Origin of the sequence: Patiriisocius sp. (assembly GCF_051252435.1) — a bacterium.
Classification (GTDB): Bacteria; Bacteroidota; Bacteroidia; order Flavobacteriales; family Flavobacteriaceae; genus Patiriisocius.
In genome coordinates this window covers 120,772-145,052 of the sequence record NZ_JBPOFW010000003.1, presented here as the reverse complement: position 1 = coordinate 145,052, position 24,281 = coordinate 120,772, and the positions used below count along the sequence as shown (strand labels likewise).

General features: G+C 35.7%; 16 protein-coding genes. 7 read left to right on the top strand and 9 right to left on the bottom strand.

Annotated elements, in window-relative coordinates:
• Window positions 1–63: 63 nt before the first annotated feature.
• Window positions 64–510 carry a MarR family winged helix-turn-helix transcriptional regulator gene (locus tag ACSHW7_RS08130; RefSeq protein ID WP_435678844.1) on the bottom strand — a complete coding sequence of 149 codons (447 nt, stop codon included), beginning with the start codon at window positions 508–510 and terminating at the stop codon, window positions 64–66.
• Between the two features lie 217 nt (window positions 511–727).
• Here ACSHW7_RS08130 and ACSHW7_RS08125 point away from each other — a divergent pair, with 217 nt between their 5' ends.
• From ACSHW7_RS08125 to ACSHW7_RS08100, 6 genes are all read left to right on the top strand, one after another.
• Entirely contained in the window at window positions 728–1,027 is a 300-nt protein-coding gene (locus tag ACSHW7_RS08125) for a hypothetical protein (RefSeq protein ID WP_435678843.1), read from the top strand.
• Between the two features lie 266 nt (window positions 1,028–1,293).
• Window positions 1,294–2,160: a hypothetical protein gene (locus ACSHW7_RS08120; protein ID WP_435678842.1), complete on the top strand. Its 867-nt coding sequence runs from the start codon at window positions 1,294–1,296 to the stop codon at window positions 2,158–2,160.
• A 194-nt stretch (window positions 2,161–2,354) separates the two neighbouring features.
• Window positions 2,355–3,329: a hypothetical protein gene (locus ACSHW7_RS08115; RefSeq protein WP_435678841.1), complete on the top strand. Its 975-nt coding sequence runs from the start codon at window positions 2,355–2,357 to the stop codon at window positions 3,327–3,329.
• 90 nt (window positions 3,330–3,419) lie between these two features.
• Window positions 3,420–3,977 (top strand): hypothetical protein, encoded by a 558-nt coding sequence (locus tag ACSHW7_RS08110; RefSeq protein WP_435678840.1) that lies wholly within the window; start codon window positions 3,420–3,422, stop codon window positions 3,975–3,977.
• Between the two features lie 158 nt (window positions 3,978–4,135).
• Window positions 4,136–5,995 carry a cystathionine beta-synthase gene (locus ACSHW7_RS08105; RefSeq protein WP_435679129.1) on the top strand — a complete coding sequence of 620 codons (1,860 nt, stop codon included), beginning with the start codon at window positions 4,136–4,138 and terminating at the stop codon, window positions 5,993–5,995.
• Between the two features lie 139 nt (window positions 5,996–6,134).
• Entirely contained in the window at window positions 6,135–6,899 is a 765-nt protein-coding gene (locus ACSHW7_RS08100; protein ID WP_435678839.1) for a CDP-alcohol phosphatidyltransferase family protein, read from the top strand.
• Between the two features lie 8 nt (window positions 6,900–6,907).
• Here ACSHW7_RS08100 and ACSHW7_RS08095 read toward each other — a convergent pair whose 3' ends face one another.
• Window positions 6,908–7,819, bottom strand: a complete 912-nt coding sequence (locus tag ACSHW7_RS08095) for a VPGUxxT family thioredoxin-like (seleno)protein, type 2 (RefSeq protein WP_435678838.1) — start codon at window positions 7,817–7,819, stop codon at window positions 6,908–6,910.
• A 100-nt stretch (window positions 7,820–7,919) separates the two neighbouring features.
• Between ACSHW7_RS08095 and ACSHW7_RS08090 the strand changes: the two genes are divergently transcribed.
• Complete coding sequence (locus ACSHW7_RS08090; protein WP_435678837.1) at window positions 7,920–10,970, top strand: CHAT domain-containing protein; 3,051 nt, start codon at window positions 7,920–7,922, stop codon at window positions 10,968–10,970.
• Here the strand turns inward: ACSHW7_RS08090 and ACSHW7_RS08085 are convergent, their stop codons facing one another.
• The 7 genes from ACSHW7_RS08085 to purL all read right to left on the bottom strand — a co-directional run bounded on the left by ACSHW7_RS08085 (window position 10,971) and on the right by purL (window position 24,141).
• Complete coding sequence (locus tag ACSHW7_RS08085) at window positions 10,971–11,732, bottom strand: tetratricopeptide repeat protein (RefSeq protein ID WP_435678836.1); 762 nt, start codon at window positions 11,730–11,732, stop codon at window positions 10,971–10,973.
• Window positions 11,733–12,272 (bottom strand): RNA polymerase sigma factor, encoded by a 540-nt coding sequence (locus ACSHW7_RS08080; protein WP_435678835.1) that lies wholly within the window; start codon window positions 12,270–12,272, stop codon window positions 11,733–11,735.
• 150 nt (window positions 12,273–12,422) lie between these two features.
• Window positions 12,423–13,601, bottom strand: a complete 1,179-nt coding sequence (locus ACSHW7_RS08075; RefSeq protein WP_435678834.1) for a hypothetical protein — start codon at window positions 13,599–13,601, stop codon at window positions 12,423–12,425.
• 154 nt (window positions 13,602–13,755) lie between these two features.
• Window positions 13,756–15,534 carry an AMP-dependent synthetase/ligase gene (locus ACSHW7_RS08070; protein WP_435678833.1) on the bottom strand — a complete coding sequence of 593 codons (1,779 nt, stop codon included), beginning with the start codon at window positions 15,532–15,534 and terminating at the stop codon, window positions 13,756–13,758.
• Between the two features lie 119 nt (window positions 15,535–15,653).
• The gene (locus ACSHW7_RS08065) at window positions 15,654–17,822 is read right to left on the bottom strand and encodes a M14 family zinc carboxypeptidase (RefSeq protein WP_435678832.1); all 2,169 of its coding nucleotides are present in this window, start codon (window positions 17,820–17,822) and stop codon (window positions 15,654–15,656) included.
• Window positions 17,823–17,980: 158 nt separating this feature from the next.
• Window positions 17,981–20,380, bottom strand: coding sequence for a M14 family zinc carboxypeptidase (locus ACSHW7_RS08060; RefSeq protein ID WP_435678831.1), 2,400 nt, complete (start codon window positions 20,378–20,380; stop codon window positions 17,981–17,983).
• A gap of 92 nt (window positions 20,381–20,472) precedes the next feature.
• Window positions 20,473–24,141, bottom strand: a complete 3,669-nt coding sequence (gene purL / locus ACSHW7_RS08055; RefSeq protein ID WP_435678830.1) for a phosphoribosylformylglycinamidine synthase — start codon at window positions 24,139–24,141, stop codon at window positions 20,473–20,475.
• Window positions 24,142–24,281 lie beyond the last annotated feature (140 nt).

The following is a 24,281-nucleotide window of genomic DNA, read 5'->3' as shown; positions in this document are numbered from 1 at the left end:
GTTACGTTTCGGCTTTGCCTTAGCGCTTTTAGAAAGACTAAAAACCAATGTGACATGTTCCAATTACCGAACGGCCGATTTGTATATTTTTTTTCCGTTAATCATTTCCTGCATGGTGTTTGCAACTTTTTTAAAGATACGAAGTTCTTCTTCACTAATGTGCTCTTTTACAGCTTCATCGAAGCCTAAAACTACACCTTTTGAAAACGTGCGCATTTCTCTCCCAAACTCGGTAAGATGAATTAAAACGCCACGACCATCCAGCGGATTTGGGCGGCGTTCAATCAAGCCTTGTTCTTCCATTTTTTTTAAGGTGCGCGATAGGGAAGTGGCTTCCATGCCCATTTTAGGACCCAATGCCGTAGAAGGTGTTCCTTCTTCTGGGTCAATGCTAATCAAAGCAAACCCAGTTGCCATGGTACTGTCCTTACGACCCGCCTCTTCATTGTACATTTTTTGCACCGCCATCCACGTACTCCTTAATATATAATCTATTGTTTTTTCTTTCAAAGCCAGCAATAATTGTTAGGTGATTCAAATATACAATAATTTACTATGCGTGCATAATAAATTATTCTTAAAATAATTAACTAACTCCGAGGTAGGGTAGTTATAGTGGATTTATGTGCTAAAAAGGGGTGAAAGTACGCTGATATTCAGCTATTTAATTAATTATTTTTGAGCGTATAATTTAATAGAATCTATTTAATCACTAAATGAAAAAGTCATGGCAGTAGCAAAAAATTCTGGAGAACTAATAACCCATTTAAGAAATGGCACGTGTATTTTATCAAAAAATGAAGACTTTCAGAGTCGGCAAGATGAACGACAAAACACTATTTCAGAGGAGTATACAATTAAATATGGTGATGGTGGAATTTTGTACCTTCATATACATAATGACATTGGTGACCAATCTTATATGATTCATGTGAAAGATGATTCATATGGTAATTCATTGTTTGGTTTAGGAGATTCTTGGTCACGTTTTCTGCAGCTTGCTTGGTTAACTGTAGGATTTGGATAAAGAGCATTGAAATCTTTAATAGTAAGTATGCTACTCTTGGACTAGCCAACTGCACCTCGAAATTCTTTACTCACATTTTAAGGGTTTTTCCTGTAAAAAATTAGGGGATTTTTACGGGTGGTGGGGGTTGATTAATTTTTTTATTTTTATTGTTACTAAATAAATTAGTAAAATTTAAAAATCTGGCTTGTGCTTAACCGAATGGTTCGTGCGTTTTTTCCGCCCTACTGTTCTTATACAAATCCGTTGGCGATAATATAAAAAATATGGAAGACAATAAAAATAAAAAGAAAAAAAGTAGATGGGCTCCAACTATAGTATCTATAATAATTGGAATTATTTTCACTGCACTTGCAACTTGGTATACGATATATACAACCAAAGAAGAAGCTCAAAATGCCCAAAGAGAAAGATTATCTAAAGTAAAAGATAATCTTGTTTCTATAATCGAAGAACATATAGTAAATAAAGACTCTTTGGATTTGATTTCATTTGAAAGATTAATTGCAAATCGTTCGAAAGAAGAAAATTTATTGAGAAAACCCAATGTATATAATTTACTTAGCCAAGCTGAATATAATATTGAAAGTAGTAAGCATTTAAGTTTTGAAAAAAAGAAAGAATACTCAGTAATTATCTCGTCTCTTTATAATAGTATAAGTACAGATACTTTGATTAATTTCTCTCAAAGCCCTTACCAAACAGAAATTTCTAAAATTATTTCATCTTTTAGTGACACAGAGAATGTTGAAGGAAAAAAGGCACTTTCATTATTAATAGAATCATATGAAAATGAAGTGTTGGATAGTCAAGGAGACGACTTAAAAAAAGAAAGTTTTTTTCAGACATTGTTTAAATCTCCTACAAAGTTAATCGCAATTATTTCAATTTACATTGTTGCTATGTTTGTTTACTATTACATAATGGTATTAAAAAGGCGGCGGCGAAAATTAAAAAGAGATTTAAGTCGCCGAATGGAACAAATAAAAAGAGAGCGTGATAGATTAAGTGAAAAACTGAGTTCTGAAGAATTGTCTAATGAAGAGCGCCAAATTATAGAAAAAGAAATCGAATTTCTTTACGAAGAATATATGTCAATGGGTAAAACATACTATCGCCAACAAAGTATATAAAATTTAGTTAAAGCAGCTGCTAACACAAAGGCTTAGGCGTCTTTGAAAAGTCGCCAAATTTTTAAATTTAACGATTTCCAACAAAAAAGATAAATAGTAAAATTTAGCTTGTGCTTAATCCGAAAATAATTTTCTAATTTGTACGCTACGAGCCATATATAAGAACGTTGTGAGCAAGCTAATCAAGCCATCCTATGAATGAAGATTATTTAGCATATTTTAAATATTCAGGTGAAGCTGTCGAGAATGGCTATTTAGATTTAAGAAAGTCAGCCGACGCTTTAAATGGAATAGATGAATTATTTAGATACTTCTTAACACAGCAAGACCCAGAATTAGCAAAAATTGATTTTGAAATACCTGCACGTGTCAGAAAAGGTAGTTGGGAAGCATTAATTCCCGAAAATATAGGCGAATGGCTTCAACTAATTCTTGGAACTGGAGTTACGACATATACTGTTGCTGCACTTAAAGAAATGGCTAAATCCGATTTTAAAGATGCTGGATTTAAAACTGTTTTTAAAAAGATAATTAAATCAATTAAATGGTGTATTCAACTTGCTAAACATCTTGGAACTACGAGAAGAAAAAATTTCGATAATGTAAAGTTCAAAGAAGAGAATGGAATACAATTTATTGGAGTAATAAATGAAAATGGAGAAATTTTGTTTGTACCTAAAATGTATCTTGAATTGTTCACGCAACTTCCGCCTTCAATATTTTCTAAACTTGCCAAACCAATTGAACCTGAAAGAGAATTATCGATAGATTTTGCAGATGACGAAAAAAATGACGCTGACGATACAACGGAAGCAACAATAAGCTATGCAAACAAAGATATTTTTTATACAAAAGATGAAGAAGAAGAAATTTTATTCCCTGAACTTGAACACGGAATGTATGTTGAGATTGATGGTCACGTGACAAGAGGTAACGAAAATTCAAATACAATCGGATTTCAATATTCTGGTCATATTTTGACTTGTTATCCAGAACAAGGAAACATAAGTAAAGAAAAAACAAAATTATTCACTAATTGTACTATAAAAGGGTTTATTGACAGACAAGACAAAAAAGGAGTTTATATTGAGAAACGACCAAGAATAAGATTTTTGGAATTAGTTCCGTTAGATAGTAGTTTAAATCAACAATACGATATGTTCGAGTAAAAGCCAGCTCACAACACCTGATATAGATCATAAATTCCTACTCTTAATCCTACAAAAACCATAAAGCTTTAACCCCTATATTAGTAACCCATGGAACAAATAAAAATATTCTTCTTTGCTTTGGTTTCTTTCTTTGGGATTGAAGATGGGCGTATTGCTGCGGAGAAAACCACGGTGACGGTTTATCCAAAAACAAATGAAATAGAAATTGTTCAAGAAGATCTGTTTACAGTACTTGAACGTGAGGAAGATGCTTCGCTCGCAGTGAAGCAGTGGAATACACTAGCTAATTGGGAGGAAGATGAGATTGTGTGGGCCAAAGCACTTGACGGTTTTGCCGCGAGACGTTTTACAATCAAAACTGTTGATGATAATATATTACCTCATTTAAAATTTACTTATCACAGCGAACAAGATTTGCGAGCGATGGGCATTTGGTATAATGAAGAGCGAAATCAATTTTCTATCAACCACATTCCACGCAACAATATGAAAACAGAAAACGGTGCATTGTCTGGTAATTATTGGGTTTTTGATGGGGATGAACCTTTTAGTTTTACCATTGAACCCTTTATGGATATGCCCGACAAATTTAAAAATCTTAAAAAATCGTTGAAAGAATTACTGGTTGAAAATAAAGAGGACTAACCACGGCAGTTGGCTTAATCTCAGGTGAAAGACTTTTTCAACAATTGTTTCGCAAAAGTGACAGAGATTGAAATGTCTTTATTTCAATTGTTCTTCCTGCAAAATTTCAGAAAAAAATGTAATTAATGTACCTTGCAGCTCTACAAAAATTACAACAAATGCAGGAGCGTAACATTCTAGATTACATTGAAAAAGTATTAAAAAATATGCCGAGCGATTGGGTAAATTTAACCACTCATAGGCTTGATATTTATAATGAGGAGCAGGCGAAGACTGAGTTTTTACATGAGTTTGAAATCTTATTTAAAAATAATAATGCTAATTCTGCGGCACTCGCTGCACTACCTACGGCATACGATTATATACGATTGGGCCACCCATTATCCTGCATTTTAGAGTGGGGGATTGCAAAGTTACATGCTTTAAATGTTGAAAATGTAATTAGTTTTTCTTCAAGGACAGTTCCTGTTTTGGCTATTTTGAGAAAAAATTTATTTGAGAATAAAAAGACGCTCATCTGCCACACAGGAGGTTTGCCAGATTTTCTCAATACTGAAATTGTAAAGAATGTGTATGGGTACGATTTTGAATTAAAGCAGATTGAAAGTTTAGAAAGTTTTTCGGTTTCCGAAGATTTTCAAAAGGAGGGAAGTGTCGTTTTCATTTCCGAAGAAAAAGATTTTTCTACGATTGCTTTGAATCCGAATGTTGATTTTCAAGTAAATCTTTATGGCGATTTGGGGAGTATTTTATTGATGAACGGGAAGGATAACGCGGGTTACGTTTCAGAAATACAACACGTGCGTCGTCGAGAAACTATTGCAATGACTCCCAGCGATACACTCACGGCCTTGCAAATGTTTGTAGAAAAGAGTTCGTTAACCGCTACAAACAATGCGCTTGCCACCAATAAAGTGAATGTGATTAAATCTATCAAAGAAATTACTGCCGCGCCCACAGACGCGCTCGTGGGTTCAAGCGGACTTTCTATTCAATATGCGATTATGATGGGGCTCATTGACGATGCGCTTGAAAATCATCCGGGAAAGGCGATAAAATTTGTGGTGCCGCCCAATTGTTACGGCGGTACAAACGACCAATCAAGGCGTGTTGCTGCTTGTATTGATACTGTGGAAGTGGTGGATTTGCCCGTAGATGGCGATAACGATATGGTTAGCAGTATTCACAACGTTTTAGAGTCTATTGCACAACAGGATGCGATTCCGTATATCATTGCTGAAATTCCCACCAATCCAAGAGTGGAGGTTCCAAATCTTACCCAATTAAAAGCCGAATTAAGCAAAGAACGCAAAACGAAATCGGGTGCAATTGCTGTTCCTCCCGTATTTATTTTAGACCAAACATTTTGCCCTAACGTTCACTTTTTGGGTGACGGTAAAGTGCTTTCTGAAGTTAGGGCGATTAGTTATGCGAGTGGGTCAAAATTCCCGAGTGGGGGTCGTTGTACGGCTGGCTATTGTGTAGGGAACACCCTTGCCAAAGGCTTGATGAAAAAGATTGAATTGCATTTAGGACTTTGCGATAATGAAGCAACACAATACCAATATGAAATTTTAGCAGAGCAATTACCGTCTATGAATCAAAGGATTCAAGATGCGTATGTAAATACACGTGAGTTTGTAAATTTCATTCAAAAAACGTTACCGGGCGCGAAGATTAATTTTGTTTCGGAAGAACTTGCGGCGCAGGGATTTACACCTTCCGTGTTTTCATTGGACCTTCCTAAAAAAGGTACAACTGCTGAAGAAAAAGAAGCATACAAAAGGGAAATGAATCACAAACTAATCAATTTGATGATTACTGAAATTCCTAATGAAAGCAAATATTGCGTAAGCTACGGACAATTAAAAGGATGTTATTGGACCATCCCCGCCACATCTACCCAAGGAACTACCAAGGAAGGCGACAAGGATTATATTGCACGTGTTTCGGTCTCACCTAATTTGGATTTAGAACGTCATAAAAAAGTGTTTGCAGATTTTGTAGAGATGCTGTAGGTTGTTATTTTAATTTCATTCTAGAAACTGTTTTAAATTTCACTTTGTTTTAGAAAAGTAATTTTTGAGCTTCTGTTTGATTGTATCTTTGCATTTCATCAATTTGTATATTCGCCAGCACTTCGTTCTATGAAGAAATATGTCTAAATTACCCAACGCCCATAAATTTATTGACCTTTCAGACTATGGGAGACCAGTAGCAAGAGTAATTGCAAACTCCTTAAAAAACACCTCGTTTACGCCGGTTCATGTTACCATTACATTTATCGTTTCTGGATTATTAGGAATTTATTGTATTCTTTATGGGCATTATTGGGGCGCTGCTTTTTTCTTAATACTGAAATCTATTCTCGATGCCGCAGACGGAGAATTGGCAAGAGTAAAAGAAACGCCTTCTTATACTGGGCGTTATTTAGATTCGGTAGCGGATATACTTTTAAACGCAGCGATATTTTTAACGTTGTGGCACATTTCCGAAGTGAATATTTTTATAGCAATTTTGGCATTCATCGGGTTGCAATTACAAGGAACACTGTATAATTATTACTATGTGATTTTAAGAAATAAATTTGACGGCGATACGACCAGCCGTATTTTTGAAACGAAGATTCCTCTAGCATTACCAGGGGAAAAGCAGTCTCACGTGACAATTCTCTATAAATTATATAAACTGCTTTATGGTAATTTTGATAATGCCATTTATGCGCTCGACACAAATGCAGGAACGGGTCGTGTGTTTCCAAAATGGTTGATGACCAGCATTTCAACCTTTGGACTTGGATTTCAATTATTGATAATCGCAATTATGCTCGTAACAGGATTAAAAGAGTTTATCCTCCCATTCTTTTTGGCATATACCGGGATGGTTTTTGTATTTGTGGCCATCCGAAAATTAGTCTATTAATCAGCTTTTTAACGTCTTACAATTTGCTTTAATTGTAGTAATTGACTTGGGCTCAAATATTGAGTAGCGTCTTTTCTATTACCCAATGCGCTATTGATTTTAGTTTTTTGAAGTTCGGTAAGGTTTAAATTTTTATAGTCGCTGTGCTGCAAATAATAATCCTCATCCTTTTCTGACCAGCGGAACGACTTATTTGCCACGGGTCGCATTTGGTTGGCAGCGGCAAAAGCATCGAGTTGTTTTTTTGATATCTTAGTTTCGTCGTAAGTTACTTGTACCACTTCGCCACTATTAAAACCTGCTTTGGTTTCCAGCACGCCTTCTTGAGAGCCCAGTTGTTTTTCACCCGTCCAAAAACAATACATTTTGTATTGCGCTTCTTTAACGGCACCGTATTTTTTAGCCTTTAATTCTTCACCCAATAATGTGATATATTTCGGAATTTGTTTTCCTTCTTTTTCAAGCACATCAACGATAGCATTGTAAACCGCAAGTGCAGAATAATCTCCCGAAATGCGCTGCGTCAAATTCTCTCCGTTGGCTGCGACGATGCGGACCACTGGATTGTTCCAAGTGGGTTCCTTATATTTATTGAGGATTTCTTTGTCCTTGCCGCCTTTGTTGTTGAAAATGGCGAGGGGTATAAATTCGTTTGAAATGGCTTCAACGAGTAGGGGATTGCTCATAACGTTATGCCCATAATTTCTGCACGTAGCGCAACCGGGAACTTCTTGAAACAATATAAAGACGGGTTTCTTTTCTTTAGCCGAAATGCTAGTTGCGACATCAAAATCGCGATACCATGAAACTTGTCCGAGCTCCTCATCTTGATTTTTGGGGTTGGTGCGCTCTTGTGCGAAAGCGGTACAATTTATTAAAAGTACTGCTACAAACACGGTCAAAAAATTTGAATGTTTCATATAGTTTTTATTTTAATAGTCGACAGGCTTAAAGGATTCTTACTTAAATAAGTAAGATTTTAGAAATACTTTGTAGCTTTACACAACTAACAAAGCCACAATGAAAAAGCACTTTTTTATCATTTTTCTTTTCTTATTTCCGTTAATATCTATTTCTCAAGAAAATGTAGAAAAAGAAGTTAAAAATTCTTTTTTTGAATATCATTTTGAAGGAAAAGAATTCTCTAAGAAAAAATTTGACTCATTATTTCCGAAAGTAATTTCAGAAAAAAATAAAAGTAGTGTGGCGAGTGGAGAATTGTATTTAATGGCTTCGTTAATGGGTGATTATAAGCAAAACACTCATCGTCTCGATTCGTTTTCAAAGATTAAAAATGTAAATGTTTTCAAAAATTTTGATATTGAATATTCCAATTTTGAAGCACTTTACAGAATGATGGAGAATGAAGATTCATTCAAAAGTTTTTTTACAGAAACACGAAAGCGGGATGTTGAAAAGATGAGTAAAAATTGGCAAGCCATTTATTACACTTTAGTAATCAATGAGTTAAATTATAAAAAGCAATATAAAGAAGCCAAAGAGTGGAGCGATGTATTGCTAATGCTTCTTGAGAATACAAATTATGAACCCGTGCAAGCATATAGGTTTAGGGCAGGTGCAAATTATCAAATGGGTAAACGCGAACTTGCTATGGGAGATTTTGAAAGGTGTTATCAACTTGCAAAGGATGAACCAGAAAATGATGCAACGTTGTTAACGAGTTTGACTTGGAATTTAGGTGTATTTTACTATTCAAATAAAATTTATGAAAAGTCTATTCCATTTTTGGTGGCATCTGCCAACTATTATGAAAAAGCAAATGGTAACACACCTTATTTAGTGTCAAGATATGCATTACTCTCTGTTGCCTATTTAGCAAATTGGGACATAAAACGTGCAGAAAACAACGCACTAAAAGCGAAAAACCTAGCGGAGAATATCATAAAAACGGATGATCCGTACCTCAATGGTCTAGTGGCTTCTTCACTATGCCGTATTTACACAGCACAAGGAAAGTTTGATGAAGGAAGAAAAGTTATACAACCGGCTATTCAAAATACAATTGCTGCATACGGTAATGCGTCTTCACTTTCAGCAGCTTTCACTACTGATTATGCTGAATTAGAAGCTGCTGCGGGTAATTATGAGACTGCAGAAAATGCTTTTCAATCAGCCTTGGAAATGGCTTATGCGACAGACAGAACCTATTCAAAAACAGCAGCGTTGAGCACTATTATTAATTTTTATCTTACTCAAAACAATTATGAAAAAGCGCTTAAATATATTGACGATGAGTACCAGATTTTAGTAGAAAATAATGATACGCTTTCAAGCATTTTTATTGCCAATAGAATTAAGAATGTAAGAGCATTATTGAAAGGAAACAAATTAGAACTAGCTGATACGGAATTGCAAAATTTGGAAAAACTTTCAGCACTTGTTTCATTTGAAACTGAAGAACACATCTACTTTAAAAACGCTCAGTTTATTTGGCAACAAGCCATGTTTGAAAAAACAAAAGACGCCCAATACCTCAATGATGCTTTAAAGGAATCAGACGAATTTATAAAACTATTGATTCAGAATAAAGCTGTGTTGGGTTCACAAAACTCAAAATTATTTTATGGTGAATTCGTTTCAGAAATAATAGAACCTATTGTTGCCATTCATGTTGCTTTGCAAGGTATATCACCAACTCCAGAATTAGAAACTTCGCTTTTAAGGTATTTTGAAATTAATAAAAGCTCCATGTTGCTCAATGGTCTTAAAGACAATGAGCTGGTTAAAAAGTATGATATTTCTTCTGAAATTTTATCCAAAAAATCCTTTGTAACAGACACACTAAATAAATTACAAAAAGCTCTAAATGACTTAGAAAATCAGGAGGATTTAAAAAGTTTTGAGCTCGTAGACAGCCAAGTGAAATTTCAAGACATGCAGGACAGTATTCAGCAAGTTTTAAAAATTGATTATCCAGCGTATTATAACGCAAGTACGCTTCAACTTTCTAATAATATATCCTATTACCAAGAAAAGGTGATGACAAAAAATGAGTTTATTATTGAATTTTATTATGCGAAAAACACGCTTTATAGGATGACCTTGACAAAGGATAAAATGCGAGTTGAGGTGGTGGATACTCCTTTTGATTTTGACCGTAAGCTACTCCAATTTTATGATGCCTTAAAAAGCAACGGGGATTATGTGAAAAACAGTAAAATAATTTCTGAAACCTTACTACCTCAAATACCTAATGGCACAAAAAGGATAACCATTATTGCAGACGGAATTTTGAATAAAATTCCATTTGAAGTTTTAATGTACGATAATGAATTTGTGATAGAAAACTATGCGGTGCGCTACGCGGGTTCTTTGCAATTATTGGATGAACAAATTAAATTAAGTAACGAGAATAATAATGGTGTTTGGGGCGGATATGCTCCAAAATACACCAACAACAAGTTAATGAGCAATACCTCTGAGGTTGAAAATATTCATAAAATAATGAATGGAAGTATTGTGGTTGGTGATGCTGCCTCTAAAGAAAACTTTATCTCAACAGCTACAGATTTTGGTCTTTTGCATTTGGCCGCCCACGGCACCTTAGATGAAGTCAATCCTATGTTAAACAGTTTATTATTTTCAAACAATGCGACGACAAATGAGGAGTCTTCTTTAACAACACAAGAAATATACGCGTTGAATATTAATGCACAACTTGCAGTGTTGAGTGCTTGCAATACTGGAAATGGAAAATATGAAAAAGGCGATGGAGTTATGAGTATGTCCAGAGCATTTACTTATGCTGGAGTGTCCAGTACTATTATGAGTTTATGGGCAGTTCCAGACAAAGAAACCGCAATATTGCTAGAGTCTTTTTACAAAAATTTAAAAGAAGGTAAGGATAAAGATGTGGCACTACAAAATGCAAAATTATCCTACTTAAATGCTACAGATGATGTTGCTCTCAAACATCCCTATTATTGGGCGGGCTTTTTTATAAGTGGAGATGTTTCTCCTACAAATTCTGGTTTTTCTTATGGTTGGTTACTATTAGGGGCTGGAATTCTCTTTATACTACTATTTATTGTTTTTAAAATGAAAAAATAGTTACTCATCTATATTTTTTATAATCACTTTTGCTCGTTTCCATTCAAATCCTTTTTTGTCAACGAGTTCCTTTAATATGGGTAGTGCATCTTCTGTATTGTCATCATTTAGATATGCTAAAGCTAAGTACCACCTAGATTTTTCATAGAAATTGTCATGAAATTCTTGATGTTCTTTAAAGATGGCTATCGCAGATTCTGTGTCGCCTTCTTTCAACATAGCGTTTGCTTGATAAAATAAATAATAGGGCTTTTCTGTGGCTAGAAATAAAGTATTAAAATCTTTAGTTGCTTGTGCAAAATTACCTTGCTCATATAATGCAAAAGCTAATTCTTCTGGAGTTTTGTCATCATCACTTCTGGTAACCGGGGCAATAATATTGCGATATGGTTCAAAATTCTTAGCAAATATTTCTTCGTTACTTAATGAATTACTTGACATTGTAAAGAAAAGAGTAGTGCCAATAGCAATAACAGCAAGTGCGGCAATAAGATACTTTAAATTAAATGGACGCTTCTTATTCGAAATTTCTTCGGAAATGTAACTTGTTTTATTATCGTTGCTTTTCATTTCAATTTCTTTAAAAACCGATTTTAGACTGTCTTTCTTTTTAGAAATCAGCGCTTTCTTCAGGTCTTTTTCCAGCTCGAATTCAGCTTTAAAGTCTTCGTCATTTTCAATCATTTCATTTAATAGTACCATTTCAGAAGGTGAAATCGTAGTATCAAAATACTTTGCGGCAAGTTCTTGGGGAGTCATCATTTAATTTGATATTAATGTTTTGAGTTGTTTGAGACATCTAGATTTTTGTGCTTTCACAGTATTTTGATTTTCGTAATTTTCTTGTTCAACAATCTCTGAGATAGTTTTTCCGTAGAGATAAAATTGTTCAAGTATGTTTTGACATCTTTTACCCAGTTTGGAAAAATTTATTTTGAGCAATCTTTGCTGTTCTGTCAAAACATTTTCTTCATATTCCAATTCTTCAATTTTATCATCTGCTTGGAATACATTTTCAAACGTTTGCGTTTTTTTCGTAGCTCTCAAATGTTCCATGATTTTATATTTTCCGATAGAAAACAAATATGTTTTTATACTGCTTGTAAGTTCTTTTAATTTTCCAGAAGCTATGTTTTCATATAACTTAATAACACTCTCTTGATAGACTTCAATTGCGTTTTCAGTAGTTATTCCGTATTTCTGTGCAAAGGCTATAAATGGCTTTTTATACTCATCATACATGCTTGCAAATGCGTCATTATTACCTTGACGAAGATTTTCAAGAGTGGGCTCTTTAAACATTAATGTTTTGTTTGTTGTAAGGTTAACATTTCAATGTTAAAATTAGTCATTATTAGTCATAGTTCTAGCAAAATTGCTATTTAAAATTAGAGTGAATAAATAAAAAAACCGCCCATACGGGCGGCTTCAACTTGGCTAATTAGTATTAAATTAATTCCCACAAATAGTACCACCTGTGTTTTCAAAAGTCAAATTGGTTCCATTAAAGTTTACATTGGGATTGTAGCTATCCCAAATACCACAACCGGGGATATCCTTGAACAAAACATTATCCATTTTTAAAGATGCTTCTGCCCAGATATATATTGCAGCTTGGTTAAAATCTGTCGTTGCTCCTGCATATTCTATTGTTGCAAAAGAGATTTCGTTTTCTGGCGAATTTGTAAATTCATATCGAATCCCTTTCCATGAGCCAGGCTGCTTGGTAACCCCTGTAAATAGAATCCGCTCACTCGGTGTTCCTACTGCTTTAAAGGTAGATGTTGATTGGTCACCCACGTCAAACCAAGCACCGTTTTCAAATTCTAATATAACACCGGGTGCAATTGTAAGTGATACGTTATTTACATTTAGTTTACCATTAAGACGGTATGGTACGTTAAGTTTAGTCCATATTCCGCTTGAATTACTTCCTGAACCGATAACTCTAATTGCGTCTGTTTCATTTCCTGAATAATCTCCGCCTAAAATGTCATCCATATATTCAGAATATCCTTGAATAGGGAAGGTGCAACCAGTAATCCTTGTGTTTGAGATTGAAATGTTCCCTTCTCTATAATTCATGTTGATTCCCAGGGACTCACTGTCAATTATAGTGCAATTTGCCACCGTTAGCTGAGCTCCAGCCCACGTAATAATGGCACCTAAATCTCCATTACTATTAAATGCGCCACCTCCAGCGTTTGCAATTGTTACATATTCCAGTATATTTTTATTGTCATCACTGTCAAATAAAATACCTTTCCAGTCACCCTTTGTAAGTTCGGTGGAGGTAATGATAATGGGAAGTTGAGCAGTTCCAACAGCATTCAGGGATCCTTGATTTCTCACGTTAAATCCCCCTTCGTTTTCAAAGGCTATCGTTACGCCTGGATTAATTTTTACATCAGTATCAATGTCAATTTTGCAAGGGATGATATAATCTATTATACTACCTCTGTCCTCAAAGACATAGTCTGACTCTAATAAATCTCTAATTTCATCGCAGGTAAATGTAAGTGGCGGTAGTAAGTTTTGTTCCTCTTCTTGTTGGACCGTGTCGTCATCGCCTCCGCAAGAGAAAAATAAAAACGTTGCTATTAAAAAGATGGATTTTAAAATAGTTTTCATGATAAAAAGGTTTAAATGTTTTCCCTTTTATGTTCTTAATTTCTGAAAGGTTAACAGCTATAATTTTTTTTCTGAAATTTTAAAGCATTAATATTTCAGCCAAAAAAAACCGCTCCTGTTTTGAAGCGGTTTGTATCTCAAAATTATGTTAAAATTAACGACCGTATAATCCTTCGTAGAGGTCTTTATACATTTCTTTGATTACCTTTCGTTTTGCTTTCATCGTGGGCGTTAATTGACCGCCTTCAATACTCCAAACATCTGGAGTTAAAGCGAAGGTTTTAACTTTTTCCCACTTTCCAAAACGCTCATTGTACTTATCCAATTCTTGTTGAATACGCGAAATCAATTCTTCGTTTTTTGAAGCTTCTTTGGTGTCAGTAGGAATATTTAACCCTTTTTTCTTTGACCAATCTGCAATCCAGTCCCAATTAGGTTGAATTAATGCCGCCGGCATTTTTTCTCCATCACCCACTACCAGAATTTGCTCTATGAAATTTGATTGTTTCATTGCATTTTCAATCAATTGCGGTGCTACATATTTACCACCGCTTGTCTTGAACATCGATTTTTTACGATCAGTAATTTTAAGGAATCCATCTTTGTCAATTTCACCAATATCTCCTGTGTGAAAATATCCATTCTTTAAAACCTCAGCAGTTTGGTCTGGGTCTTTGTAGTAACCCAACATTACTTGTGGGCCTTTGATGAGGATTTCACCATCCTCTGCAATTTTAACTTCGGTTTCTGGAAGCGGTTTTCCAACGGTTCCTATTCTAAAACCACCGTTTCTCATATCGTTAACAGATACTACTGGTGATGTTTCTGTCAAGCCATATCCTTCCATTACTGGGCAATCTGCTGCGTTGAAAACACGGGCAAGTCTTGGTTGTAATGCAGCACTACCAGATGCAATGGCTTTTAAATTTCCGCCGAGAGCTTCTTGCCATTTACTGAAAATGAGTTTGCGTGCTATTTTCAATTTTGTTTCATATAACCACCCGTTTTGTCCGTAAGGTTCCCATTCTAATCCGAGTTCGACAGCCCAGAAAAATAGCTTCTTTTTAACACCGGTTAAGTCTGCTCCTTTGGCAATAATTTTATCATATACTTTTTCAAGTAAGCGAGGAACGGCAGTCATAACTTGAGGATTAACTTCCTTTAAGTTTTCACTTATGGTTTCAAGGCTTTCTGCAAAATGGATACTAACGCCACAATATTGGTACATATATAAAAGCATTCGCTCATAAATATGGCAAACGGGTAAAAAACTCAATGCTTTACTTTTACCCATTACAATGGGCAATCTGCCTTCACTGTGTTTTGCGTTGCTCGCAATATTTTTATGACTTAACATAACACCCTTGGGTCTTCCTGTGGTCCCCGAAGTATAAATGAGCGTTGCCAAATCATCCTCTTTTACAACGTCCATTCTTTTTTGAACTTCGGCTTGCAAATCTTTGTTGTCATTACCAAGTTTTAAAACTTCACTCCAGTTGTCGCATCCTTTTATTTCTTCAAAACAATAAACGCCTTTAAGTGAAGGAACATTGGCTTTTATTTTATTCACTTTCTCAAGCACCTCGTTACACGAAACAAAGCAGTAACTCGACTCGCTATGGTTTAAAACATATTCGTAGTCTTCCTCGCTAATGGTAGGGTAGATAGGCACATCTTGCGCTCCGGTTTGTAAAATTCCAATATCACAAATATTCCACTCCGTTCTATTGGTCATAGAAATGATTGCAATTTTATCATTTGGTTGTACACCCATTTTGATCAGGCCGCGACTTATCGCATTTGCTTTATCAATATATTCTTGTGTCGAGGTTTTTATCCATTGCCCATTTACCTTACTCACGAGGGCTCCTTCCTGAGGATATTTTTCTAATTGGTAATATGGGAAGTCAAAAAGTCTTTTAGGGTCTGTCATATTAATAAGGATTGAATATGCAAAATAGGCAAAATAGTTGAAATATTTTATGCTGAAATTCCCACAAATTAAAAAAGCCACAGTAAATAATGCGGCTTTCGTAAATTGATAATCAAAAATTAATTTTTAATGATTTTGAATGTCCTGCTGTCATTTCCTTTTTCCATCCTAAGGAAATATATGCCAGATGAATAGCTTTCCACATCAAGTGTCTGAGCAAAGGACATATTATTCTGTTCCAATAAAAGTTGGCCTAAAATGTCAAAAATGAAAATATTGTAATTTTTTTGATCTGTTTCTATGTTTAAGATAGAGGACGTTGGATTCGGGAATATAAGATAATCAGTATCGTTTCCTGCGTCATTGGTTAGTATTTCGAGTGATATTTCATCTATTAAGAAGTTGACCTCTGTATTATAGGGGTTCGGGTCAAATGCAAAACGATAGTAAACTGTTTTGTCTAAAAATTCATTTAGGTCTATTTCTTCTTGGCTCCAATCAATAAGAGTATTATAGTATCCGGGTATATTGGTATTTTCCTCGTGATAATTATATTTGGTAAGATTACCGCAAAGAGTTATCCAGTTTTCTTGGTCTTCTGAAACTTGAAATTGTATAAAACTTAAGAAATTAAATAAATTATATTTAGTTTGATATCTTAAAACTGCTTTAGCTGCTCCTTGAAGATTTAGTGGGGTTTTACTAATTAAATAGGAGATAGAATCATTTTCCGTCTTACCAATAATAGCATTGGGAGGTGTTGTAAATTCATCTCCTGAAACGCTCCAAATCGTATCTCCAACAATATCAAAAACTTCATTAAAATCTCCTTCACTATAAATTGAAGTGGTAATTGGCTTACCAAATATTTTATTGATTTTTTTCCAGGTTTTATAAAGTCCATTGTCAATCACAATGTTGTAGCTAATTTCATCTCCATAATTTACATCGTTCGATAATGAAATATCTAGAATTACATCTCTTTCTTCAAGAATATCTAAATCTTCAACGGTTACTTTACTTAAGTTTTGCTGTACATTTTCTGAAACAGGCTCGACATAAACGGTATAATCTCCATCGCCACGCCCCAATCTTTGGATACTCGCTGCAACTTGAGTGTTCAATGAATTGCCAACAAACGGATTTTGTTTATCTTTTGCTATAGTAAATGGGAGTGACAACTGTGAAATCGCTAAATTATTGGTAATCATTTCTTTATTGATACTATCCAAACGCTGCCTTGAGTCAACGATTAAACCAGGGGCTGAAGAGGTTTCAGTAAGAATTGAAATTATTGGTTCGTGATTGTTTTCAGTCCCATAGTTAAAATCTGGTATTAACCCCCCTCTATTAGAACCCACTGTTCGACCAACCCGGGTTAAATTACTTAGTTGGTATAACGAATTTGTATAATAATCTTTATCCTGATTTATTGATTGATTGTCGTGGTAAGGAATATTAGCAGAAGTAGTAAAATCGTCTCCGTGACTATTATGTGATGTTATGTTAAAACTAAAGTTGTGTTGTTCCACAAACCATTTATAAGCCTGAGACTCTATTTCAGAAAAAGCTTCGGTACCAGCGTAACTGTAAGAGTTAGGATTTGATAGAATTCCACCAATATCTCCAAGTCCCCAAGTACTTTGATTAGGGTCTCCGTCAACAAAGCGGTTAAAATTCCTGTTGATGTCAACACCTTCATAATCCCCAAATGCATCGTGTCTATTTTTTCTTCCTCCGGTAACTGTTCCATATTTATTGTATGTAAATTCAGAAAATAAAAAGCCATCAACATTTAAGGTGGGTATAAAATATAACTCTACATTGTTTATTATGGCAGTGATTTTTTCATCCTTTCCATAATTTTCCAATAGATACCACATAAAGAAAATATTTTGATGCATAGACCCCCATTCGTCGCCATGTACTTGTGAGTCGTATAAAACTTGAGGCTCGTCTTCATTAATATCGGGATTTTTAGAAATCTTGACCCAATAGATAGGGTTGTTCCCTATGCTCGGTGATACAGAATCATTGGGTGTTCCCTCCGTCCTAAAGTCACCGATTGGAGATTTTGAAGTAATCAAATCTGGATATAAAGATTTCATCCGGTCTAAGTCGTCCAACATTTCTTGATAGGTAAGGTAAATACCAGCAAGACTTCCAGAACGATAATTTGTAGGAGTTTCATAAACCAGATCTGAGGGTTCGCAATAATAGTTTATCTGTGCATTGATATTGAAAGTAAAAATGCAAAAAAATAGGACGAGGGTAGATATATAATTCATGTGATTAAAGTTAATTAAAAAAAAATAACTACAAATAATGAAAACTCTTTATTCCCTCCCTCCATTTATAAATTACGATAGTTAATCTAGAGGTTATTTTCAATAATCAAAAAAGCCGCAGTTATTAATGCGGCTTTCGTAAATAAATTTTATTGAGCTTACTTTTTAACAACCTTAAAACTTTCAGAAGCACCCTCTGAAGTTAATCTCATAATGTAGAGTCCGCTTGCTAATTGACTGTAATCAAAAGTACTTGTGCCATTGTTTCTCATTTCCGAAGCCACTAACTGCCCTTGTACATTATAAACTTCAATGGTGTAATTTGACATCGATGTTGTAATATTCAAAATATCGTTCACGGGATTTGGATAAATTCCGAAATTTGAAACCGCTACATCTTGAGTATTTAAAGTCGATTCGTTGACAATATTGAATGTCAAATCGTCAAAATAGAAACCGTCTTCAGTAGCTCCTTGGTCTGTTCGTAACTGAAATCGTGCAATAATGGTTTCGCCAATATAATCGCTAAGGTCGATTTCCTCCAAAACCCAATCGGTTTGATTTCCATCGTATAACGGTTGTCCTTGGGGTTGAAAATTTCCTGATCCAGCTTTTGTAAATTTCCCGCATTGCGGTATCCAGTCGTTCCCGTTGTTTGTTGAAATTTCAAATTGGACGTAATCAAATCCGCTTTCAATTTCAAACTTGGTATAAAATGTTACGTTCGCTCCTGTGGCATCTGTTAAATCCACTGGACTGCTTAGCGTAATTATTTCATTTCTATTGTTGCCGTAATTTCCGTTAGGAGAATCTGTTATAGAACTTGATGGGGACACAAAAGTACTAGTTGTTGTACCCCAGCCATCATTGGTAAAGTTATCTGTAACGCTATCGCCGGGATCAGAGAAAATAGGAGTCAAGGAACCAAATGTTTTTGAAACCAACACGGTTGTGTCAAACATTCCATTATTTACTTTTAGTTCATAAACGATAGGGTCACCGCTGTTAACATTTCCGCCCAAGGTATATTGTATATTTCCAGCTTGAGTTTCTAAAAGTTCCATTGCACTGAAGGCAACAGGATTTCCAACGGCAATAATATTTGAACTTAAAGGATTTAAAGTCACGGTAAAATTTCCATTTCCTTGTAATCCAAGTCTGCGAATATTGAATGTTGCATTTACAACAGCCCCTTCACCAGTATATAAGGGAGCTGTATCTTTTGCACTGGCATAATTATTAATCATCTTTGAGGATGTCAAATTAAAATACATCATTCCCTTGGAGAGTGGTATGATTTGATTTGAGGGAGGCCAGAATTCTGGGCCTATTTCTGGCGTGTACGCATAAATTTTATCGTGGGTTCCTACGGTGCCATACATAAAATCATCACTATCGCCAGCAGCTGCATACAATTCAGAAGATAAAATATTATTGAATCCATTTCTAGAAACTAGCTCTTCACCCAAACCAGCAAACAATGTTTCTTCCGGTGAGGGTTGATTAACTGCATACCCAAAAGGGCGTAACAATAAGTTTCCAAAAGAATGATTGTTAAAAGCCATCACAAAATCATGCTGCTCTACAAACCATTTCATCGCTTGATTTTCAACTTCGCTAAAGGGTCCGTTACCTCTATAAACATCTGAATTTGGATTTCCAGAAGAGCCTTCGCCACCCCACATTCCGTTGTTTGGGTTTCCGTCAATAAAATACTCGTAATTACGGTTGTTATCTACACCAAATTCTCCGCCACCATTGTTTTTTCTATTCTTTCTCCAAAAACCACCACCATTAGGATTTGTTTTTTCATTATACAAATACCCGTCAGGATTTACGACGGGAACAAAATACAGTTCGCTATTATTTACAATACTCTGCACTTCTAAATCTGTATCATAATTTTCAAGTAAATACCACATATAAAAAATTAACTGATGCATAGAAATTGGCTCCCGCGCATGGTGAATCCCTGAATATAATATTTGCGGTTCATTTTCAGCAGTATCTGGATTATCACTGATTTTCACCCATTTAATTCCGTTGCCACCAATTGATGGAGTCACCGAATTATCGGGTTGTCCCTCCGTTAAAAAGGTACTTATATTCTGTTTTGCTGAAATTAAATTAGGGTACAATGCGCGCATTTGATCCAAATTGTCTAAAACTTCTTGATAGGTTAAATAGCCTCCCATTGAGCCTGGTTGAAAGTTAACTGGCGTTGCATAATCCTCTCCGCTAGTTGGACAATCTGCATTTCTGTAGGGTTCTCTCAACGCATTTCTTCGCTCAAAATCTGCTTGTAAATCATCAACCAATACATCTACTTGAAATCCATTTTCACGAGCGGTTTGCAATTCAGATTGTGAAAATTCAGAAATAACATAAAATCCTTTTTTGTGGATTCCATGATCAACGGGAAGCCCTATAGATTCTAAACGTGATAAATCTTCAATTTGAGAATAAGAGATTTTCGCTCGTTGGAATTTTTCTCGTTCCTGTTGAGAAAACCCAACAAAACTGACAAACAAAAAGGCGATAAGGAGAAAATTCTTCATAAAAAATAGGTGTAATTAATAAAAAAATAAGTAGTCCTCAAAGTTAAGGAAACCTTACACGTTGAGGACTATAATATGATATGAATATGAGACTATAATTTAGCTTCTAACCATTTTCTAGCATTGATAAAGCCTTCGAGCCATGGCGAAACTTCATCATTGCGATTGCTAGGGTAATGTCCCCAATTCCAAGGAAATGTTGAGCGTTCTAAATGCGGCATCATCACTAAATGTCTTCCCGTAGCATCCGTAAACATTGCGGTGTTAAAATCACTGCCATTTGGGTTTGCTGGAAATCCTTCATATCCATATTTAGCTACAATATCATATTGATTTTCCGCCTTCGGAAATGAGAATTTACCCTCACCGTGTGCTGCCCAAATTCCCAACGTACTTCCGGCAAGACTAGAGAGCATCACCGAATTATTCTCCTCAATTTTCACCGATGTAAATGAACATTCAAACTTCCCGCTATCGTTGTGGAGCATTTTTGGTCTTTCTTCATCTTTTGGAGTCAAAAGGCCCAATTCGACAAAAAGTTGGCAACCGTTGCAAACTCCCAAAGAAAGCGTATCCTCTTTCGCAAAAAAGTTTTTCAAAGCCCTGTTCGCTTTTTCATTATACAAAAAAGCTCCCGCCCATCCTTTCGCACTCCCGAGTACGTCACTGTTGGAAAATCCTCCCACAGCGGCAATAAATTTTATATCTTCAAGCGTCTCGCGACCGGAAATCAAATCGGTCATGTGTACGTCTTTTACATCAAATCCAGCGAGGTACATTGCATTTGCCATTTCGCGCTCACTGTTACTTCCTTTTTCTCTAATAATTGCAGCTTTAATTCTAGGTTTGCTAGCATCAATCGCGGGCATTTTTCCGCTGAAATGTGCTGGAAATTTAAAATCGAGCGGTTGTTTTTTATAATTGCTGAAACGAGCTTCGGCATTTTTACCACTTTGTTTTTTATCAAAAAGGTACGAAGTATTGTACCAAGTATCTCTCATTTCTGAAACAGAGAAACTAAATTTTTCAGCACCGTTTATAATTTCAACAGTATCACTTTTTGTAACGTTTCCTATTTTATGAAATGTAATTCCAGCGTTTGAAAGTGCCGATTCTAAAACCGAATCTTCGGTAGGTTGTAAAACGATTCCGCAGTTTTCAGCAAATAACAATTTAATGGTATCTGTTTCTGAAATTTCCGTTAGGTCATAATTCGCACCAAGATTTACATCGGCGAAGCACATTTCTAATAAAGTAGTCACTAATCCTCCTGAAGCAACGTCGTGTCCCGCGCTAATATTTCCGAGGGAAATCAATTCTTGTATCGTATTGAAAACAGTTTTTACATATTTGGCATTTTTTACCGTAGGCGCTTCGTTACCAATGCTATTGCGGATTTGTCCAAAAGAAGAGCCCCCAAGTTTAAAGTCGTCTTGAGAGATGTTGATGTAATAAATACTCCCTTTATTTTTCTGTAAAACTGGCTCGATAACTTTTTTAATATCGTTACAATGACCAGCAGCAGAAATGATGACAGTTCCCGGAGAAATTACTTCTTCGTTTTTGTATTTCTGCTTCATAGAAAGCGAATCTTTACCAGTGGGAACATTTATCCCGAGCTCGATGGAGAAATCGCTAACAGCCTCAACTGCCTTATACAAACGTGCGTCTTCGCCTTCGTTATTACAAGGCCACATCCAGTTTGCTGAGAGTGAAACACTCTTTAAACCCTCTTCAAGTGGTGCCCAAATAATATTTGTAAGGGACTCCGTAATTGAATTTCTAGATCCTGCGACCGGGTCGATCAAACCAGAAATAGGGGAGTGTCCAAGACTCGTAGCTACACCTTCTTTTCCATTATAATCAAGCGCCATTACACCACAATTGTTCAATGGCAATTGTAATAGACCTGCACATTGTTGTTTTGCTACTTTACCTGTTACACAACGGTCCACTTTGTTAGTCAACCAGTCTTTACACGCAACAGCCTCTATTTTCAATACTTGTTCAATATATGTTTTTAAGTCCTTTATGTCGTAGCTCGCATTGTGATAATCGCGAACAACTGTTTTGTCATTCATGATTGTTTTTGGAGAGCTTCCAAACATATCAACCAAATTGAAATCCATTGGTTTTTTACCTGTGGTTTTGCTTTCAAAAACAAATTTATGGTCGCCAGTAACATCGCCCACTGTGTACATGGGAGAGCGTTCTCTATCTGCAACTCTTTTTAAAGTTTCTACGTCTTTTTGAGCGATGACAAGACCCATTCGTTCTTGCGATTCATTCCCAATAATTTCTTTTGCAGAAAGTGTAGGGTCTCCAACAGGCAGGGCATCAAGGTTAATTTTTCCACCAGTATCCTCCACTAATTCGCTCAAACAATTGAGGTGTCCACCAGCGCCATGATCGTGAATGGAAACAATAGGGTTTTGGTCGCTTTCCACCATTCCGCGTACAGCGTTTGCAGCTCTTTTTTGCATTTCGGGATTGGAACGCTGGATTGCATTTAGTTCAATTCCGCTAGAGAATTCGCCTGTGTCAGCACTTGAAACTGCTGCGCCGCCCATTCCTATTCTATAATTTTCACCACCGAGAATTACTACTTTATCTCCTTTTTGTGGCGTGTCTTTTAATGCTTGGTTTGCTTTTCCGTAGCCTATTCCACCCGCCATCATTATTACTTTGTCGAAACCAAGTTTTCTGGCGTCATTTGCTTCGGTATGTTCAAAAGTTAATACAGAACCTGTTATCAAAGGTTGTCCAAACTTGTTTCCAAAATCGGATGCTCCATTACTGGCTTTTATCAAAATATCCAGTGGTGTTTGGTACAGCCACTCACGCGCATCCATTGCTTTTTCCCAGGGTCTATTCTCGTTTAACCTTGAATAACTTGTCATATAAACGGCAGTTCCCGCCAATGGCAACGAACCTTTTCCGCCTGCGAGACGATCCCTAATTTCGCCACCACTGCCGGTTGCAGCACCATTAAATGGCTCTACTGTTGTAGGAAAGTTGTGCGTTTCGGCTTTGAGTGAAATTACACTATCAAAATCTTTATTTGTGTAGTAATCTGGTTTGTCCGGTGTGTTAGGTGCAAACTGTACTGCTTTTGGCCCTTTAACAAATGCAACGTTGTCCTTGTAAGCAGAAACAATTCCGTTAGGGTTTTCTGCGGAAGTTTTACGTATCATTTTAAATAATGAAGAAGGCATTTCTTCACCGTCGATGATGAATGTGCCGTTGAAAATTTTATGACGGCAGTGTTCACTATTTGCTTGGCTAAAACCGAAAACTTCAGAGTCTGTTAATTTTCTATTTAATTTTTTTGAAAGGTTTTCTAAATAGATAACTTCTTCGGCGTTGAGAGCTAAACCTTCTTCTTTATTATAGGCACCAATATCGTCTATTTCTAAAATAGGTTCGGGCGTAATGTCAATCTTAAAAATATCTTGATTGAGTTCAGGATATTTTTGGGACAGCATAGGGTCAAATTCTTGGCTCGTTTCAGCATTAAAAAATTGCTCAATGCGAATAATCCCTTCGATACCCATATTTTGGGTAATCTCAACGGCATTTGTACTCCATGGAGTAATCATTGCTGCACGTGGCCCAATAAAAAAATCCGTCAAAACGGACTTGTCAATTTTAGATTGGTTGCCAAAAAGCCATACTAGTTTTTTGGCATCTTTGGCCGAAATTTCTGCGGAAGTCTGCACTGCGAAAATGCTGTGTTTTACATCTCCAAAAAAGTGAATCATTGTATGATAGTTTTAAGAACAGCGCAAAGGTAGCTATTTTTCAGTGTATATTTTTCTAATAAAAGTATCACTTAGGTGCTTTTATTAATCAGTTGTCAACAATATGCCGTATCTTTATACACGTTAATTTAGTTGTGATA